The 17281-nt window shown below is 60.9% G+C and carries 18 protein-coding genes and 1 tRNA gene; 8 read left to right on the top strand and 11 right to left on the bottom strand.

The genetic code is table 11. The annotated features are described in order from the left end of the window. The first annotated feature begins 5 nt into the window (after nt 1–5). From AB4Y85_RS05185 to AB4Y85_RS05175, 3 genes are all read left to right on the top strand, one after another. Nucleotides 6–2027, top strand: a complete 2022-nt coding sequence (locus AB4Y85_RS05185) for a TonB-dependent hemoglobin/transferrin/lactoferrin family receptor (RefSeq protein ID WP_441983798.1) — start codon at nt 6–8, stop codon at nt 2025–2027. Between the two features lie 23 nt (nt 2028–2050). Next, nucleotides 2051–3028 carry a calcium-binding protein gene (locus AB4Y85_RS05180; RefSeq protein WP_441983797.1) on the top strand — a complete coding sequence of 326 codons (978 nt, stop codon included), beginning with the start codon at nt 2051–2053 and terminating at the stop codon, nt 3026–3028. Nucleotides 3029–3168: 140 nt separating this feature from the next. Next, the gene (locus tag AB4Y85_RS05175; RefSeq protein ID WP_441983796.1) at nt 3169–3537 is read left to right on the top strand and encodes a hypothetical protein; all 369 of its coding nucleotides are present in this window, start codon (nt 3169–3171) and stop codon (nt 3535–3537) included. Between the two features lie 12 nt (nt 3538–3549). Here the strand turns inward: AB4Y85_RS05175 and AB4Y85_RS05170 are convergent, their stop codons facing one another. The 4 genes from AB4Y85_RS05170 to phhA all read right to left on the bottom strand — a co-directional run bounded on the left by AB4Y85_RS05170 (nt 3550) and on the right by phhA (nt 6775). Continuing rightward, nucleotides 3550–4917, bottom strand: a complete 1368-nt coding sequence (locus AB4Y85_RS05170) for an NAD(P)/FAD-dependent oxidoreductase (protein WP_441983795.1) — start codon at nt 4915–4917, stop codon at nt 3550–3552. Nucleotides 4918–5333: 416 nt separating this feature from the next. Continuing rightward, a complete protein-coding gene (locus tag AB4Y85_RS05165; RefSeq protein ID WP_441983794.1) occupies nt 5334–5555 on the bottom strand; it encodes a hypothetical protein in 222 nt (73 codons plus the stop codon). A 187-nt stretch (nt 5556–5742) separates the two neighbouring features. Beyond that, a tRNA-Lys gene (locus AB4Y85_RS05160) sits at nt 5743–5818 on the bottom strand. Between the two features lie 99 nt (nt 5819–5917). Continuing rightward, entirely contained in the window at nt 5918–6775 is an 858-nt protein-coding gene (gene phhA, locus AB4Y85_RS05155; RefSeq protein WP_441983793.1) for a phenylalanine 4-monooxygenase, read from the bottom strand. A gap of 127 nt (nt 6776–6902) precedes the next feature. Here phhA and AB4Y85_RS05150 point away from each other — a divergent pair, with 127 nt between their 5' ends. Next, on the top strand, nt 6903–7373 hold the full coding sequence (locus tag AB4Y85_RS05150; RefSeq protein ID WP_441983792.1) for an Lrp/AsnC family transcriptional regulator: 471 nt from the start codon (nt 6903–6905) through the stop codon (nt 7371–7373). A 678-nt stretch (nt 7374–8051) separates the two neighbouring features. Here the strand turns inward: AB4Y85_RS05150 and AB4Y85_RS05145 are convergent. Then, on the bottom strand, nt 8052–9614 hold the full coding sequence (locus tag AB4Y85_RS05145; protein ID WP_441983791.1) for a 2-isopropylmalate synthase: 1563 nt from the start codon (nt 9612–9614) through the stop codon (nt 8052–8054). Nucleotides 9615–10045: 431 nt separating this feature from the next. Here AB4Y85_RS05145 and AB4Y85_RS05140 point away from each other — a divergent pair, with 431 nt between their 5' ends. Further along, complete coding sequence (locus tag AB4Y85_RS05140) at nt 10046–10378, top strand: hypothetical protein (protein WP_441983790.1); 333 nt, start codon at nt 10046–10048, stop codon at nt 10376–10378. Here the strand turns inward: AB4Y85_RS05140 and AB4Y85_RS05135 are convergent. From AB4Y85_RS05135 to pdxY, 3 genes are read right to left on the bottom strand one after another with little or no spacing between them, the layout of a single operon-like run. Beyond that, nucleotides 10369–11082, bottom strand: coding sequence for an NUDIX hydrolase (locus AB4Y85_RS05135; protein ID WP_441983789.1), 714 nt, complete (start codon nt 11080–11082; stop codon nt 10369–10371). The genes AB4Y85_RS05140 and AB4Y85_RS05135 overlap by 10 nt on opposite strands. After that, entirely contained in the window at nt 11079–11984 is a 906-nt protein-coding gene (locus tag AB4Y85_RS05130) for a PhzF family phenazine biosynthesis protein (RefSeq protein WP_441983788.1), read from the bottom strand. Before AB4Y85_RS05130 ends, AB4Y85_RS05135 begins: the two co-directional genes overlap by 4 nt. A 5-nt stretch (nt 11985–11989) precedes the next feature. Continuing rightward, nucleotides 11990–12838 (bottom strand): pyridoxal kinase PdxY, encoded by an 849-nt coding sequence (gene pdxY, locus AB4Y85_RS05125; RefSeq protein ID WP_441983787.1) that lies wholly within the window; start codon nt 12836–12838, stop codon nt 11990–11992. A 142-nt stretch (nt 12839–12980) separates the two neighbouring features. Between pdxY and AB4Y85_RS05120 the strand changes: the two genes are divergently transcribed. Both AB4Y85_RS05120 and AB4Y85_RS05115 read left to right on the top strand, forming a co-directional pair. After that, nucleotides 12981–13502, top strand: coding sequence for a DedA family protein (locus AB4Y85_RS05120; protein WP_441983786.1), 522 nt, complete (start codon nt 12981–12983; stop codon nt 13500–13502). Nucleotides 13503–13743: 241 nt separating this feature from the next. Then, nucleotides 13744–14097 carry a hypothetical protein gene (locus AB4Y85_RS05115; RefSeq protein WP_441983785.1) on the top strand — a complete coding sequence of 118 codons (354 nt, stop codon included), beginning with the start codon at nt 13744–13746 and terminating at the stop codon, nt 14095–14097. 88 nt (nt 14098–14185) lie between these two features. Here the strand turns inward: AB4Y85_RS05115 and ilvC are convergent, their stop codons facing one another. Further along, nucleotides 14186–15205 carry a ketol-acid reductoisomerase gene (gene ilvC / locus AB4Y85_RS05110; protein ID WP_441983784.1) on the bottom strand — a complete coding sequence of 340 codons (1020 nt, stop codon included), beginning with the start codon at nt 15203–15205 and terminating at the stop codon, nt 14186–14188. Nucleotides 15206–15480: 275 nt separating this feature from the next. On the opposite strand from ilvC, the gene AB4Y85_RS05105 reads away from it, so the two are divergent. Further along, nucleotides 15481–16026, top strand: coding sequence for a DUF924 family protein (locus AB4Y85_RS05105; RefSeq protein ID WP_441983783.1), 546 nt, complete (start codon nt 15481–15483; stop codon nt 16024–16026). A gap of 3 nt (nt 16027–16029) precedes the next feature. Here AB4Y85_RS05105 and ilvN read toward each other — a convergent pair whose 3' ends face one another. Together ilvN and AB4Y85_RS05095 are read right to left on the bottom strand one after the other, a co-directional pair. Further along, on the bottom strand, nt 16030–16572 hold the full coding sequence (gene ilvN, locus AB4Y85_RS05100) for an acetolactate synthase small subunit (protein ID WP_441983782.1): 543 nt from the start codon (nt 16570–16572) through the stop codon (nt 16030–16032). A gap of 27 nt (nt 16573–16599) precedes the next feature. Beyond that, the gene (locus AB4Y85_RS05095) at nt 16600–17280 is read right to left on the bottom strand and encodes a glutathione S-transferase family protein (RefSeq protein ID WP_441983781.1); all 681 of its coding nucleotides are present in this window, start codon (nt 17278–17280) and stop codon (nt 16600–16602) included. Nucleotide 17281: the final 1 nt, after the last annotated feature.

Here is a 17281-nt window from a genome sequence, read left to right as displayed (position 1 = left end):
GTCCTGTGTCTTCGTTCCGTTTCAGCCGCATCGAAATACCGGTGGCTCTGGCCATTCTCATTGCATCACCCTCCTCAGCCACGGCGCAGGAGGTTTCACCAAATGCCGCGGGAAGCGATGCAGTCATCAATCTCGATGAGATCACCGTGACAGCAACCAAGGCCGGCGAGAGAGTGTATGATTCCCTGTCGGCATCGAGCGTCATAGGCCGGGATCAGATCGAGACGCAGATCCAGCCGAGCAGCGTGTCGGATGTTCTCCGGCTCATTCCCAGCGTAACGACCCAGTCGGCACCCGGAGATCCCGGCGTAGGCGTCAATGTCCGCGGATTGCAGGATTTTGGCCGCGTGAACATGCTGGTCGATGGAGCGCGGCAGAACTTCCAGCGGGAGGGACATTCCGCGAAGGGAACGTTCTACTTCGATCCCGAGATGATGAAATCCGTCGATGTGACGCGAGGACCCGCCTCGTCGATCTATGGATCGGGCGCCATCGGCGGTGTGGTCAGCTTCACGACAATCGATGCCGGCAATGTTCTTCCCGATGGCGTCACTGTGGGAGGCCGGATCAAGGGATCGTGGGAGACGAACGGCAACACCCCTCTCCTGCATGGAGCGGTGGCGGCCCGCCCGAGCGACAAGTTCGACATCATGGGAGCCGCGACCTGGCGCTCCGCCGGCGACTATTATTCCGGCGACGGCACGCTCATCGAGGACACGGCGCAGGATCTCCTCTCAGGCCTCTTCAAGGCCCGCATTCGTCCTGAGGCCGATCAGGAAATCACCCTGTCGGCCCTGCGTATCGGAAACGACTTCTCGAACGGCCTTGCGACGCTTTACCGGACAGAAGCCATCGCCGATACATTCACCGCCGGCTATCGGTGGACACCGGCGTCCTCGATCTGGGATCTGAGCGCCAAGGTCTATTACAGCGGCACGAATGTGAAGCAGAGTACGTTGGAAGGGTTCAACTTCGGAGCAACCAAGACCTTCGATATCGGCACGCTCGGCCTCGACATCTTCAACACCTCGCGCTTCGAGACAGGCCACATCCAGCACGAGATCACCTACGGAGGGGACCTGTTCCGTGACAATGTGGAAACAAAGGATTCCCTTGGCATCAGCGATCAGCTCACCCCCTCGGGGGAGCGCCTGGTCTCCGGCGTATTTCTGCAGGATCGCGCGACCTTCTTGGACTGGCTTGAGGTGATCGGCGCCCTGCGCTTCGACTCGTATCGCCTGACGGGCGATGATATCGAGAACGACGGCACCCGCCTTTCACCAAAAATCACAGTGGGAATCACGCCCTGGCAGCCTGTGACCTTCTACGCGAGCTATGCGGAGGGTTTTCGAGCGCCTGCATTGACCGAAACCCTGATCGACGGATTCCATCCGCCGCCGTTGAGCGCGGGTCGGTTCTTCCCCAATCCCAATCTGAAGCCCGAGATCGCCTATAACATTGAGGGCGGCATCAATCTGCGGTTCGACAATGTCGTTATCGAGGAAGATCGCCTGCGCATGAAGTTCGGCCTCTTTCAGAACCGTATCGAGGATTACATCGAACAGGTCTTCACGCGCTTCCCCATCCCCGGCGGATATCAGTATCAGAACATCACCGAGGGCATAATCACGGGCTTTGAGGCTGAGGGGATCTATGATGCCGGAACCTATTTCATGGGCCTTTCCGGCCATGTTCTTCATGGCGTGAACAGCCGCACCGATGAGACCCTCGTCAAGGTACCGCCAAACAGGCTGACGGGCACATTCGGCATTCGCGCCTTCAATAACCGACTGGAAGTCGGCACGCGCGTGTCGCTGGTCGGGACCAAGGACGAAGCGGAAAATTTCGGCTTTACCGGCGATGCCTACAGCCTGGTCGATTTGTTCGCGACCTGGAACGTCAATGAGCGCGTCACGGCAGGGCTCATCGTCGAGAATATTTTCGACAAGGAATACACCGTCTATCTGAACGGCAATCCAAGCCCTGGCCTGAATGCCAAGGCGTCGCTGTCGGTCAAGCTGTATTGAAATGCGATAGAGGAGGGAGCGATATGGCCATCACGATCAGACTGACTGCGGACAGCGCCAAAAAGGGCGTGAACTTCAACTCTTATATGAAAACCTATTTCAGAGATTTCTCCTTCGAGGGGTGGCCCTACATCCTGGGCGGCCCGGGCGAGTTCAAGGGAACGCAGATCGTCCTGCTCGACAACATGAACGGGCCGAAAACCAAAGTGATCGCCATGGACGGCGGTTCGATTTCCTACGAGCTTGCGAAGCATGTCGTGGATGGATCCTTGGCCACGGTACGCCTAGGAACTCTGGGCAACAGCTACAAGGGATCGGGCGAGTTCACCGAGGACGTTGCAGGACGCATCACGAACATCTCGGCCCAGGTTCAGATTTCCGGACTGGCGATTGCAGGAAACGAATTTCACTCACTGGTGTCCGGCCTCATGGGCAGCGTTGCGTCAAGCCGGAAGGCCAATCCGGCTGTCTTGAATGCCGCCATCGCCGATGAGGCCCACAAGCTCATCGGCTCGAACGGCAACGACACCTATACCGGAACGCGCTTCAGCGACCGGATCAACGGCAATGGCGGCAACGATGCTCTTTCAGGGGCCGCTGGGAACGACATCATCAAGGCCGGCACCGGCAATGACAGGCTGACAGGCGGGATCGGCGCCGACGATCTTTGGGGCAACGCCGGGGCTGACATCTTCATGTTCAGGTCGATCGCCGACAGCACGGTCGCAGCAGCCGGCCGCGACACGATCTTCGATTTCTCGCCTGCACAGAACGACAAGATCCATCTGGCATCCATTGATGCGAACACCCTCAAAGGCGGCAACCAGGCCTTCGGGTTCATCGGAACGAGGGGCTTCAGCAATTCGGCCGGGGAATTGCGCTACGAGCGCCAGCCCAGCGACACCTATGTCTACGGTGATGTGGACGGGGATGGCATTGCCGATTTTGCCATCCATTTCGATGACCCGATCCAGTTCACCGAGGCCTATTTCGTCCTGTAACGGACTTCATCGAAGGGCAGCTCGAGGGACCGCTCTTCAATTACCGCTCAAATCTGCGATATAGATGGCTCTATGGATATTCGGGGACACTTGAGTCTTCTCGTCAGATCCGAATAAGCGATGCACCGGGAGAAACGGTTTTGATCGAGAGAATTGGTTCGAAATCCTGGCGGGTTCAGGTTACTAACGACGGAGAAATCGTGGTCCTGGGCCTCCGAGCCGATACTGGCAGGGAATACGAGATCCTGCTCAGCACGGTAGATTCCACGCCCATCGTGACCGATCTGCTCAACGAAATGGTGCGAACCCATCAAGGAAAGCCACCCAGGATATTTTCCGAAAATACCGGGCCGAGCCATACTAAGAGCGTGCCCGTGCAGCCCTTGAGCACGCAGATCGACCATGACGGCGCAAAGCCTGTACTAGTCATGGATTTCGGCGGAACGGTCCTGAAGGTGGCCATCGATCCCGCAGAGCTCCAGCAGGCCCTGTCCACGCCCGAGGCATAGAGAGCCCATCCTTCAGAGCTGCCCGCCGTCGCCCCATTGCTCTAATAAGGCGCTATAGGCGGGATCCTGATAGCGGGAGAGCAGGAAGGCCGGCGCATAATCGGGCAATTCCGACTCCGTGATGTGGCGGGCGATGAGCTCTCCGCCCGCGCATGATGCCATCACTCCGAAACCGGAATACGCGCACGAGATATAAGCGCCTTCGACCGGAACAGGTCCGATCAGTGGGCGGTTCTCCTGCGTCCTCATGTAATAGCCGCCGTCGATGTAGGGACGCGGCACCTCACCGTTATAGACCTTGAGCCCCGGCACCATGGTCGACATGCCCCGCAGCGCGATCTCGGCGTAATATTCTGGCTCGGGCAGCGGGAAGACCGGATCGACCGCATCGCCGTGATGGTTGAAGAGGATGAGCGTCGCCGATGCCCCATCGGGGCGTCCATGCACACCTTCGGGAAATGGCCCGAGAAGCCATTGAGCCTCTTCATCGGCAGCGACCGCGGCACGCTCCTCGTCGTTCCAGGGCAGATGCTGCCCGTCGAGCCAGATCAGCATCGGAGCATTGCGCGGCATGCCGCCTAATGTGTCGGGGAAGCTGACCTTGAAATGGCGCTCGGCTCTGATCGGCAGCTCAACGCCGATCATGCGCGCCATTTCGACCTGCATCGGCCCGGCGGCCAGAACGGCATGCGTCGCCGCGATAGCCTGCCGCCCGCCCTCCTGTTCGACCTCGACCGCGCACACCCGGCCGCCTTGCGTGTCGATGCCCGTGACGCGGCCTTTCACGATCTGCGCGCCGTGCGCGCGGGCCTCCTCCAGCAACACCATTCCGAGTTGCTGGGCACTGAGCCAGCCGGCGCGCCGGGCATGCGCGAGCGCAACCGTCTCAGGCGCAAGAAAAGGAAAATACCGGCGGATCAAGCTTGTATCGGTGATGACGTCGGCGCCCGTCAACGAATCCTCGAAACCGCGCTCTGAGGACGGCGTGTAGGCGCTCTGCGGTGTATCGTGAAACCTGGCGGGGCCCCCGCCGCGCGCCTCGGCCGATTTCGCCATGGTTTCTAGAAAGGGAATCTTGTCCCGATCGGCAGTCGCGAACACGTATCCGCGGCGATTGAGGTTAATGCGATTGTCCGTCGCCCGCGCGATCTTCTCGATGAGATCGATACTGCGGTTCATGAAAGCGGTCATCGTCCAGTCAGGCCCTGGCCACCAGTTGCGGTAGGCCTCGGTCGACTTGTCCGATGTGAGCGAGAGCGGATTGCCCTCGTCGACCAGCACCACATGCTCAACGCCATGCTCGACGGCGAGAGAATAAGCCGCCGCGACGCCTGCAATGCCCGCACCGCAGATGACAACCCTCGCCTTCGAACGTGACATTGCGTCCCCATGGGTCAGGCCACTCAGCGCGGCCGGAGAATACTTCTCATATACCAGAGGGAGCGACAGGAGGGCAGCCGCCACTTTCGGATCATTGTAGTGCCAGGCACCGGAGCCACCATATCGTGGCCGCCACCTGCAAATTATCCATGCTCACGCCAAAGAGAGGCAGATGAGGTAAGTATCTTGAAGGTATCTCTTATCCCTTCAGGGCATTTCCATCCGCCTCCATCGTTCGGAAGCGCAATGAACACCGTTATGCGGCCTTTGCCGGGGGCGTCGGCTTACCAAGAGAAAGCATCAGGCGGTCGGCCGAAGGCCGCTTACACGAAATCGCTTACGAGCAACCTAATCATTTCAGAGCGCGCAAGCTGGGCGATGGAAGTGACGCCGACTGCGATAGCGGCAGTGACATTTCATAAGCCGAGCAGGATGAGGATGCTGAGCGATAGGAAAAGTTGAGAGATCAACAGGAGAACGTCGATGCCTTGCATGATGATGGCATTCGTCCTGCCCCTTGGTGTGCTGGCGATCAGGATAAGCGTCGGTCCGACCACGAGGCCGACGCTTACCGTCACGAACGATCCCAACAATAAGTTGCTGGCGCCGTAGATGATGCGCATCAGGAGATCACGCACGAAAGCATCGGTGCCAAGCTAATGCTCGGCCCTGGGCATGCGAAGCTTGCGGAGGCTGCGATGTGCTAATGCGAGAGGAAAGAAGAGCGAACGAAGTCTGTAAAGCGTGGGTAAAATAGCAAGAGCCGCTCCGCATTGAAGCGGAAACTATTTTAGATGAAATTCTTGAGATTCTAGCGGAAAGTTTTGGTGGGTGATGTAGGGCTCGAACCTACGACCCGCTGATTAAGAGTCAGCTGCTCTACCAACTGAGCTAATCACCCGTGACCAAAACGTTTTCAGCGGCGCGTTATCCGCTGAAGAGGCCGTGCGTGTAACAAACCGCACGGCCTCTGTCTAGCCCATTTGCAAAGGTTTTTGCGTCAGGCGGCGGATTTTGATTTCCCTCGATGATAACTGCCATCGCCGCGAGTAATAACGCGGTCCTCATCCTGGATTTCTCCGGGCTGAATCTCGACCTGTGTCGCCAACTCCTTCCACAGGGGGATCAGGGCCTCGACATCCAGGCTCGGCCAGGCTTCGACGCCGTCGAGCACGAAATAGGTCTCCTGGTAGTCATCGATCCGGTAGAGGGTGCGCATGACGCGGCCGAGATCGAAGGCGACCCGGTTCGGCGAGGGGCTCTCCAGCGCGAAGATCGTCTCGCCCGGCGAGGAGGCGATGCCGGCGCCGACGATACGCATGCCTTCCGGCGTCTGGGCCAAGGCGAACTCCACAGTGTACCAATAGAGCCGCGCCAAATACTTCAGAGCGCCATGCTCGGCGGCCACGAGGCCCGCCTTGCCGTATGCCTCAAGGTAGTCGGCATAGATCGGCTGCATGATCAGCGGCACATGGCCGAACACGTCGTGGAATATATCCGGCTCCTCGATGTAATCGACCTGCTCCGGTTTGCGGATCCAGAAGCCCGCAGGGAACTGGCGGTTCGCCAGCATGCGGAAGAAGGCGAGATCGGGGATGAGCCCCGGCACGGCCACCACCTCCCAGCCTGTCGCCGCCTTCAAGCGCTGATTCAGCACCCGGAAGTCGGGAATGCCCTCCTCGCCGATGCCGAGGCGGTCCAGCCCTTCCAGAAACTGGTCGGCAATGCGGCCCTTGAGAATCTCCCGCTGACGCTTGGCCAGGATGTTCCAGGTCGCATGGTCGGCTTCGGTGTAATTCTCAAAGCCCTGGTCGCGCATGTAATCGCGCGGGTCGTCGCTGCCGGTGGCCGTGTTCATGGTGTTTCCTCCGTCCTTATTATTGCGGTAGAATAGCACCCTGCCCCGGTCATTATCCGCCTGAACGCATCTGGAACTTGGCCGTGACAGTCATAAGATGACCTGGAAGCCATCAATGAGGTCATCCATGAAGCGCCCTCTTTCCCCATCCGACAGGCGCATCCTGCGCGTTCTCCAAGGCGAGGGGCGGATGCCCAATGCGGCCCTAGCCGAGAAGGTGGGGCTTGCCGCCTCCCCGTGCCTGCGGAGGCTCAAGGCGCTGGAGGAGGATGGGATCATCGAAGGCTATCGGGCGCTCGTGAACCGCAAAGCCCTGGGCTTCGAGGTGGAGGCCTTCGTGTTCATCAAGCTTGAGCAATCGGAGCCTGGCTGGCGCACCCGCCTCGTGGAACGCCTGAAGGGTTACGAGGAAGTCATTGCCTGTCACGCGCTCGCCGGCGAGGTGGATCTCATCGTCCATGTGGTCGCGAAGGACATCGAGAATTTCGGCGAGTTCACCATGAACCGCCTGCTCACCCTGCCCGGCGTCGCCGATGTTCGCTCAAGCTTCGTGCTATCGACCATCAAGCCTCAGAGTCCAATTCCGGTGATGGATTGAGAGAAGTTTCGGCGACACTTCTAATAATATGCGACGGCACTGCCCGGTTTCCGAAATGCTGGCAATGATGGGAGTGTCATTCCCAACCGGATCGAAGCGGAGGGGACGGGAATCCATCGCGCTACACTTGACCGTGGGTCCCCTTCCCTCGCTGAGGATGACACGGGTTTGTCTGTCAAAGAACAAGTGGGAACGGCCTCGCGGCGTGGTTCGCCCGAGGGTGTATCAGTCGAGGGAGGGCGCGAGGAGGCGTCCGGCTCGTGTGTGTTTGTGTTGAGAACCTGACGGCTCCCCGCGCACGGCTTTTTTAGGCGTACACCGCGTCTTGCAGCGGAGGGCCTCCCGTCAGCGGGCTTGCGACACCCACAGCAGGACCGTGCCCGATCCCACAATCACGACGCCTCGCGAGCGCGCCCCTCGGTGGATCAGGCTGTGCCCACCATAGCCAAGGTTAGGATCATTGTCAAGAACAAAGAGTGAACATAACGGTGCGCGCGTGTTCCCTCCCCCTCACGGGGAGGGCTAGGGTGGGGGTGGTCTGGCTGGGCGAGAGATCGAACCAGATTACTCTCACGTCATCACCGGCCTTGTGCCGGTGATCCCGATCATGGTGAGCGCTGCACTCTTCGCATCGGGATGGCCGGGACAAGCCCGGCCATGACGTGGAGAGTGTCAGCCCTACTCCGCCGCGTGCTGCGCGTGCAGGCGTCCGCCTCGGCTCATGAGCTTGTTCAGCGCGCCGAGATAGGCCTGCGCGGAGGCGACCAGCGTGTCGGGGTCGGCGGCGCGGGAGGTCACGCTGCGGTCGTCGGCGGAGAGGCGCACCGACACTTCGGCCTGCGCATCCGTACCTTCCGTCACCGCATGCACCTGATAGAGCTCCAACACAGCCTCATGCGGCACCAGCGCCTTGATGGCGTTGAAGGTGGCGTCAACCGGGCCGTTGCCCTCCTGCTCCTCAACGACGGTGTTGCCATCGACCGTCAGGCGCATGGTGGCGCGCTGCGGGCCGCGCGTACCAGCGACGATGGAGAGCGAGACCAGCTTGATGCGGTCATGCGCGGTGGCGATGTTCTGATCGACCAGCGCCTCGATGTCTTCGTCGTAGACGTGCTTCTTGCGGTCGGCGAGGTCCTTGAAGCGCTCGAAGGCATCCTGGAATTGGTTGTCGGACAATTGATAACCCAGCTCTTCCAGCTTGTTGCGGAAAGCCGCGCGGCCGGAATGCTTGCCCATGACCAGCGAGGTCTTGGACACACCAACACTTTCCGGCGTCATGATCTCGTAGGTCTGCGCATTCTTCAGCATGCCGTCCTGGTGGATGCCGCTCTCATGCGCGAACGCGTTCCGGCCCACGATGGCCTTGTTGTACTGCACGGGGAAAGACGTCGCAGCGGAAGCGAGCTTCGATGCGCGGGTCAGCATCGTCGCCTCGATACCGGTCTCGTAGGGCAGCACGTCGCCACGGGTCTTGATCGCCATCACGATCTCTTCCAGCGCCGCGTTGCCCGCGCGCTCGCCGATGCCGTTGAGGGTGCATTCGATCTGGCGCGCGCCGCCTTCCAACGCAGCCAGCGAATTGGCGACCGCCAATCCCAGGTCGTTGTGGCAATGGGCGGAGAAGATCGCCTTGTCCGCATTCGGCACGCGCTCGCGCACGGCCTTGAACATGGCGCGGTATTCATCCGGCGTCGCATAGCCCACCGTGTCAGGCAGGTTGATGGTGGTGGCGCCGGACTTGATGGCGGCTTCCACGCAGCGGCACAGGTAATCGATGGGCGTGCGTGTAGCGTCCATGGCGGACCACTCGATATCCTCGATGAGGTTACGGGCCTGCGTCACGGTGGTGGTGATGATCTCCAGAACCTCTTCTTCAGTCTTGCGCATCTGGTGCGCCAGATGGATCGGCGAGGTGGAAACGAACGTGTGGATGCGGGGCTTGGCTGCGTGGCGCACCGCTTCGCCCGCACGGGCGATGTCGGCGGAGATCGCGCGGGCGAGACCGGCGACGGTGGCGTTCTTCACCTGTTGGGCGATGAGCGAAACCGCCTCGAAATCGCCGTTGGAGGCGATGGGAAAGCCTGCCTCGATGACATCGACACCCATGGTATCGAGCAGGGCTGCAACCTCGAGCTTCTCTTCCAGGGTCATGGTCGCGCCGGGGCATTGCTCACCGTCGCGCAGGGTGGTGTCGAAGATGATGACGCGGTCCTTGGAGGAGCCGGAAATATTGGCGGTCATGGTCTTGTCCTTCTCGGGGGAGCGGGCCAGGGGTCGGTCACACGCTCAGGGTTGTTCCTGCTTGTCTCGTGTCCCCTGAGAGCCCAGGCGACAAAGCCCAGACGACCCTCAGGGGCGGCTAAGGAGAAGGAGGCCAAGGAGACGCGCGCGACCGGCCGCTGGAGCGGTGCCGTTCTTTTCTGCGCTGTGGGAGCCGATATTCATCGCTGCCCAATCCTCCAAAGGCCGCGGCCTTGCCGCGAACAACGGCCCGTTTGTAACGGGGTCGCCCCCGGAAGGCAAGCCTTTGAAACAAACGAAAAGCCAAGGCACGACTATTGTATGGGAAGTTTCCCGAATTCCATCAGGGCTGGAAGGACGGGAAATCGCACTAGATCAGGTCAAGCTTGGCTTATATTCATTTTCGACCATCCAGATCAAAGGGGCTTCCTATGAAACCATCCATCCGCCTGCTGTGCCTCGCCGGCCTCCTGGCTCTCCCGCTGGCCGCCTGTAATCAGACGGCTTCCACGGCTCCCGCTCCGGCCAGCACAAGCGTGACGCCCTCAAGCTTCAGCATGCCGACGGGCACGGGCTGCCAGGGCGAGGTGGCCCGCTACCGGGCTGTCATGAACAACGACCTCGCCATGGGCCATGTGGGCCAGTCCGTCTACAACCGTGTCGACCGGGAAATCGCCCAGGCCGAGGCCGCCTGCAGCGCCGGGCGCGATGCGGATGCGGTGCGCATGATCAACGCGACGAAGCGGCGTCACGGCTATGTGTGAGTGAACATCCACTCGAAGAAGGATTGCAGGAAAAGCGGCATCGTCTCGCAGTCGATATCGTCGACGCTCCGAACGATCAGCACATCCTGCAATTCGGGCTCTGCCTCCTTGGCAATGTTGGCGCGGATGATCGCCGCGCCCTCCTCCGCCGCCACGGGCATCGTCACCATCCGCAGCAGGGYGATGGTCGGCCAGCGCTGAACAATGATCCATTCGTCATCGACGTGGAAGTCGGCTTCGGTAAGGCCCGTTTCCTCGGTCAATTCACGGGTGAGGCTCGTCGCGAGATCGACGCTGCCGTCTGGTCTCAGATCCGAGAAATCAGGCGTGCCCGCCGCGAAATAGACGCGCCCCGCATTCGCCGTATGCGCCGCCATCACGCCGCAGATGAAAGCACCGTCCGAGCCGCGCAGGGCGCCCATGGCGAAACCATTCGCGATGCTCTTGTCGGGATAGCCCTTGTCGATCCACGCAATGAGGTTCGCGTAGTTCGTCTCAAAATAGGTGTTGCGGCAGACGTCCTGCCCGAACTCCAGATCGCGCAGCAGCAACACGCGCCCGTTGAACATCTTCGGCTTGTCCGCAACACGCCGTTGCCAGTTCGCATCGATGAGATCGCGGTTCCGCTCGGCCCATTCCCATTCCATGGGAACGCAGCGCGCCTCGACACGCGAGACGCGCCGGATCTCCACTTCGGAACTCATACCAGAAGCTCGCTGCGGCTTATCATGATGGCGCTGCCGCCGATTTCGGCGGAGACCAGCGCGCCGTTCTTAATGGTCATCTGCAAGCGGATCTCGCTCGGCCGTCCCATCTCGATGCCCTGCTCGATGAGGATATTGTGCTCGCCATCGCCCAGCGGCTCGCACTGCATGAGAGCGCCGGCGAAGGCTGCCGCAGCGGAGCCTGTCGCCGGATCCTCGATGATGCCCATGCCCGGCCCGAACATGCGTGCGCGGAAGCGCAGACCTTCCGCTTCATCCATGCGCGCATAAACATAAGCCGATGGATGATCGCTGTCCGCGAACGCCTTGTCGAAGGCCTCGCCCTGCGGATAGGCGCGGGCGAGTGCATCGAGAGAAGCGACGGGCACGAGATCGTAAGCGACACCCGCCGAATGACGGCTCGGCACATGGCGCGCGAACCCGATTTCCTTCGGATCGAGACCGAGCGCCCACGCGCAATCGGCGCTTTCCTTGCCCTCGCCCCAGGAGGACGGCAGGCGCGGCAGGCGGAAGCGTGCTTCGCCGCTCATCGCATCCTTCACCTCGACGGCACAGGGAACGATTCCGACCTTTTCCTTCAAGCCGAAGGCAACGGCGCCTGCCTCTCCGCTCCGGTCGAGAAGAGCCAGCAGCACCGCCGTTCCTACTGTTGGATGACCCGCGAAAGGCAACTCGCGCTTGATCGTAAAAATGCGGATATCGGCCCGCTGATGCGCATCGGCGGGCGGAAACACAAAGACGGTCTCCGAGAGATTGAACTCCTTCGCGATGGTCTGCATCGCGGCATCGTCGAGCCCTTCCGCATCGAGCACGACAGCGAGAGGATTGCCTGCGAAACGCTGCGCGGTGAACACGTCCAGGGTGATGAAACGGCGGGCCATATGGATCAAACCTCTTCAACGGTGAATCGATGGGTGGGCGAGACGAACTCGTCCTGCGCGGCGATGGTGAGGATTTCGCGAGAGCCTGCCTCTTCCGTGCGCTTGAGCAGACCGTAGACGGAAGCTGCAGCCTCTGCGAGCGCCATGGGCGCGGAGCGGGAGCGCGCGTAATGCACGAAGAACAGTGCCGCGATGGCATCGCCTGCCCCGTTGACGCTCAGCGACAGCTTGGGTGTGCGCACGCGCCAGAAACGGCCAGCCTCGCCGGCGATCATGTCCACTGCATCCTCAGGCGTTTCCCGCGTCTCCACGGAGGTGACGAGCACGGCCTTGGGACCGAACTGCTGAACGGTGGAAACCCCGCGCTTCACCTCGTTCAGGCTATCCGTCGTCAGGCCCGACAGGTAATCGAGCTCGAATTGGTTGGGCGTGATGATGTCGGCGGCAGGCAACGCCTGATCGCGCATGAATTCCGGAATGCCGGGACGCACGAAAACGCCCCGCCCCACATCGCCGATCACCGGATCGCAGCAATAGAGCGCCTGCGGATTCAGCGCGCGTACGCGCTCGACGGCGCCGAGGATCGCATTGCCGATATCGGCGGAGCCCATATAGCCCGAGAGCACCCCGTCGCAGCGCTCCAGCACGCCGCGCTCGGCGATGCCGTCCACCAACTCTTCGATTGCAGGCCCATCGAAAACGCGACCCTTCCAGGAGCCGTAGCCGGTATGGTTCGAGAACTGGACCGTATGGATGGGCCACACCTCGACCCCGAGGCGCTGCATCGGAAAGACGGCGGACGCATTGCCCACATGACCGTAGGCGACGTGAGACTGGATCGAGAGAATGTTCATGGCTTGGCCCCTCCCCTACCTGGGTTATCGCATCGAAGCCCAAGCTTCAAATCATGTGATGTGATCATTGGCATCAATGGGGAGGGAAACGTGGCCTCAGGCTCCCGCGTTCGCTAGAACAGGCGCCAACAGGAGGATTCGCGTGTATCTGGAGAGCATCACCAACACCGTGCTGGATTTCATCCGGGCCCATCAGAACTATGCCCCTCTGATCGTCGGGCTGATGACCTTCGGCGAGTCCCTGGCCTTCATCTCCCTCGTTCTGCCGATGATCACCATTCTGATCGCGGTGGGCTTCGCGCTGGCAGCAGCGGATATTCCCTTCTGGCAGGTCTGGCTAGGCGGATCGGTCGGGGCTTTCCTGAGCGCCTGGATCTCCTTCGAGATCGGCAGCAAGGCCAAGAAGCGGGCCTATGGCATCTGGCCGCTTTCCAAGAATCCCCAACTCGTCGAACGCGGAGAGCGGTTTTTCCAGCGCTTCGGTCCTTGGGCTGTATTCCTGGGCCGCTTCTTCGGCCCGACCCGAGCCGTTCTGCCGCTGATCGCCGGCATCTTCTTGATGCCGCGCTTCCTCTTCCAGGCCGTCAACATGGCATCCGCCTCTGTCTGGACCTTCGCGCTGCTCGCCCCCGGCGCGGGGCTTGCGCATTACCTGATCTGGTAATTTGATCGGAACCGCCACCACGAGGGGTCATCACCCTCCATCGGCAATGGAGGTCCCTCATGGGCAAAGGCAAGATGAAGAACCGCAACGACCCCGGCAAGCAGGACAACAACAAGGCTCAGAATACGAAAGACAACCGGCAGTAATCCTGCATTTCGACCGTTTTTCCTCTCTGTTCCCATAGGTGGCAACAGGCTTCCGTAATGATATTTGCCAATATATATCATTACGGAAGTGAATTATGCCGCAGAAGCCTTGGCGGTCTTACGCCTATTTCGACACGGACGATTCCCTCGACGAACAGGCTCCGAAGGACCCGACCATGGCCGGGTTGCCGGAAACCTGGCGCAATTACGGCTGGACGAGTACGGCCGTTCTCTTCGCGGGTCTCTGGATTCTGGAAAGCCTGACATCAGGCGCCCTGCTCGATGGCGTGACGAGTCTCAATCACGTTGCCAGGGGCATCTGGGCGCTCGTGTTCGTGCTCACGGCCGGCATGGGCCTTTTCCATTTCTGGAAGCGCCGCAAGCCCAGACTGGGCCATTCCCTATGCTTCCTCATTGCCGTCACGGCCCTGTTGGGCTACGCGGCCTGAAGGCTGCCGATTTTTCCTTCAACTGACCCAATCACAAAAAAAATAAGGGGCGGAATGATCCGCCCCTTTTTGCTGTCTGCTGTCAGACTTAGTTCCGGCTCTTGTCGACCAGAGCCTTTTCCTTGATCCACGGCATCATGTCGCGAAGGCGGGTGCCGACATCCTCGATGGGGTGCGCGGCATTGCGGGCGCGCACGGCCTTGAAAGAGGTCTGGTTGACCTTGTTCTCGAGCATCCAGTCGCGGGTGAACTTGCCGGACTGAATGTCCTCCAGAACGCGCTTCATCTCGGCCTTCGTCTGGGCCGTGATGATGCGCGGACCCGTCACGTACTCACCGTATTCGGCGGTGTTCGAGATCGAGTAGTTCATGTTGGCGATACCGCCCTCGTAGATGAGGTCGACGATCAGCTTCACTTCGTGCAGGCACTCGAAATAGGCCATCTCGGGAGCGTAGCCCGCCTCGGTCAGCGTCTCGAAGCCGGCCTTGATGAGCTCGACGAGACCGCCGCAGAGCACGACCTGCTCGCCGAAGAGATCGGTCTCGCACTCTTCCTTGAAGGTGGTCTCGATGATGCCGGCGCGGCCGCCGCCATTGGCGGAAGCGTAGGACAGCGCGATGTCATGGGCGTTGCCCGTGGCGTCCTGGTGGATCGCGATGAGCGTCGGCACGCCGCCGCCGCGCTGATACTCGGAACGCACCGTGTGGCCGGGGCCCTTGGGGGCGACCATGAGCACGTCGAGGTCCTTGCGGGGCTCGATGAGGTTGAAGTGGACGTTGAGGCCGTGCGCGAAGAGCAGCGCCGCGCCCTGCTTCATGTTGTCGTGCAGGTCGTTGCGGTAGATGTCGGCCTGCAGCTCGTCGGGGGTGAGCATCATGACCACGTCGGCCCACTTGGCGGCCTCGGCCACTTCCATGACCTTGATGCCGGCCTTCTCGGCCTTGGCCGCGGAGGGCGAGCCCTTGCGCAGGGCCACGACCATGTCCTTCACGCCGGAATCGTTGAGGTTCAGCGTATGGGCATGGCCCTGGCTGCCATAGCCGACGATGGCGACCTTCTTGCCCTTGATCAGATTGATATCGGCGTCGCGATCGTAATACACGCGCATGATGCTCTAGTCCCTTGTGTCTGGGGGCTTCCGCCCCGTCTTCGTTGGCATTGCACGGAGCCTGAGGCCTTTGCGCAACATTCATCTTGTTCAACGCCGCTTTTAGCGAACAAAACTGCGCTGGCAAGTCGTCCTTTATAGGAAAAGAACGGCAATCGCCCGAAATGGCTCTGTGCCCTGCCTGATCCTACAATCGCTCCGAGGGTGGAGAGTGCAAACCGCCCTCCAACGCTCTAGTTTGGTATCCAGCACTCACTTCCCGAAGGACAAGCCGTATGGAACGCCTCGCCACCGCCGATGAAGTCCTTGCCTTTTGGCGGGAAGCCGGACCCGAGAAGTGGTTCTCGAAGGATGAAGCCTTCGACCAAACCTGCCGGGACCGTTTCCTGCCGACCTACGAGGCCGCCGCGAGGGGCGACCTCAACGAATGGGAGCTTACCCCGGAAGGTGCGCTCGCCGTTATTCTTCTTCTCGATCAGTTCCCGAGAAACATGTTCCGGGCGCAGCGCGAGACCTACAAGACCGACCCCGTCGCCGTAATGGTCGCTGACCGCGCCATCGAGAGAGGGTTCGACCATAAGGTGGAACCGGAGTTCCGCCGTTTCTTCTACCTGCCCTTCATGCATTCCGAGTCCTTGCAGGCCCAGGAACGCTCGGTGACCCTCAACGAATCCCTCAACGAGGATTCCGCCAAGTGGGCGCGCCACCATCGCGACATCGTCACCCGCTTCGGCCGCTTCCCCCATCGCAACGTCATCCTTGGAAGAGAGACGACACCGGAGGAGGAAGCATTTCTGCAAGAAAACGACTTCAGGGGATAACGATCACACCCCCTCGGCGCCGCGCGCCATGGCGGCGACGCCGGTGCGCGACACTTCGACGAGACCGACCGCCGTCATAAGCTTGATGAAGCGCTCGACCTCATCCGTCGTGCCGGTGAGTTCGTAGACGAACGAGGTGAGCGTCGCGTCCAGCGTGCGTGCGCCGAAGGCGGAAGCAAGCCGCATCGCTTCGACGCGGTGATCGCCTTTGCCGACAACTTTCACGAGGCACAGCTCGCGCTCCACCGCTTCGCCGGTCAGCGTAAGATCGACGACGCGGTGTACGGGAACGAGGCGCTCCAGCTGACTCTTGATCTGCTGGATGATGCTGTCCGTTCCCGTGGTCACAACGGTGATGCGGGAAATATGCGCTTCATGCTCCGTCTCGGTGACGGTGAGGCTCTCGATGTTGTAGCCGCGTCCCGAGAACAGGCCCGCGATGCGGGCGAGAACGCCCGGCTCGTTATCGACGATGATGGCGAGCGTGTGCCGGTTGACGGGCTCGACGCGGGTGGCATCGGGGTAATGTGTTTTCATCTGCAGCATGGTGTTGTTCCCGAATGATCCTTGGCCTCAAGGTGCCTTGCGATAGTTCTCGATTGCTTCCTCATCGACCTCGTCGGCATCGACGATCCAGCTTTCCTTCAGCGCGGCAGCACGCCATTCCTTGAAGGCCGGAAGCGAGAGGATCGTGTCCACGTAGGTTTGCGTGGTTGCATCGAGTTCGATGGAATAAGTGTCGAGCCGCGTCACGAGCGGCGCAAACATGGCATCCGCCGCCGAGAACTGGCCGAACAGGAACGGCCCATTCGTCCCGAAGCCCTCACGCGCCTGGCGCACGATTTCGGAGAAGCGTGCCACATCCCGCGCTACAGCCTCGCCGCGATCCTTGCGCGCATATTTCTTTCCGAGATTCATCGGGCAGGCATTGCGCAAGCCCTGAAAGCTCGAATGCATTTCAGCCGCGACCGAGCGCGCCATGGCGCGCGCCTTGGAATCCTGCGGCCAGACAGGTTTGCCGAGCGCATCGCCCACATACTCCATGATCGCAATGCTCTCCCAAACCGTCACATCGCCGTCGATGAGGATCGGCACCTTGCCGGCAGGCGAGTGCTTGAGGACCTTCTCTTTGGTGTCGGGAAGATCGAGCGGAATCGTGATCTCGTCGAACGCGACCCCAAGCTGCTTCAGCAGCAGCCAAGGACGCAGCGACCAGGATGAGTAGCACTTGTTGGCGATGACGAGGGTTAACATA

It is taken from the genome of Microvirga sp. 2YAF29, from assembly GCF_052114605.1.
Taxonomy (GTDB): domain Bacteria; phylum Pseudomonadota; class Alphaproteobacteria; order Rhizobiales; family Beijerinckiaceae; genus Microvirga.
Note: the sequence above shows the minus strand (reverse complement) of the source record. Positions and strands in the feature narration are given on the sequence as shown.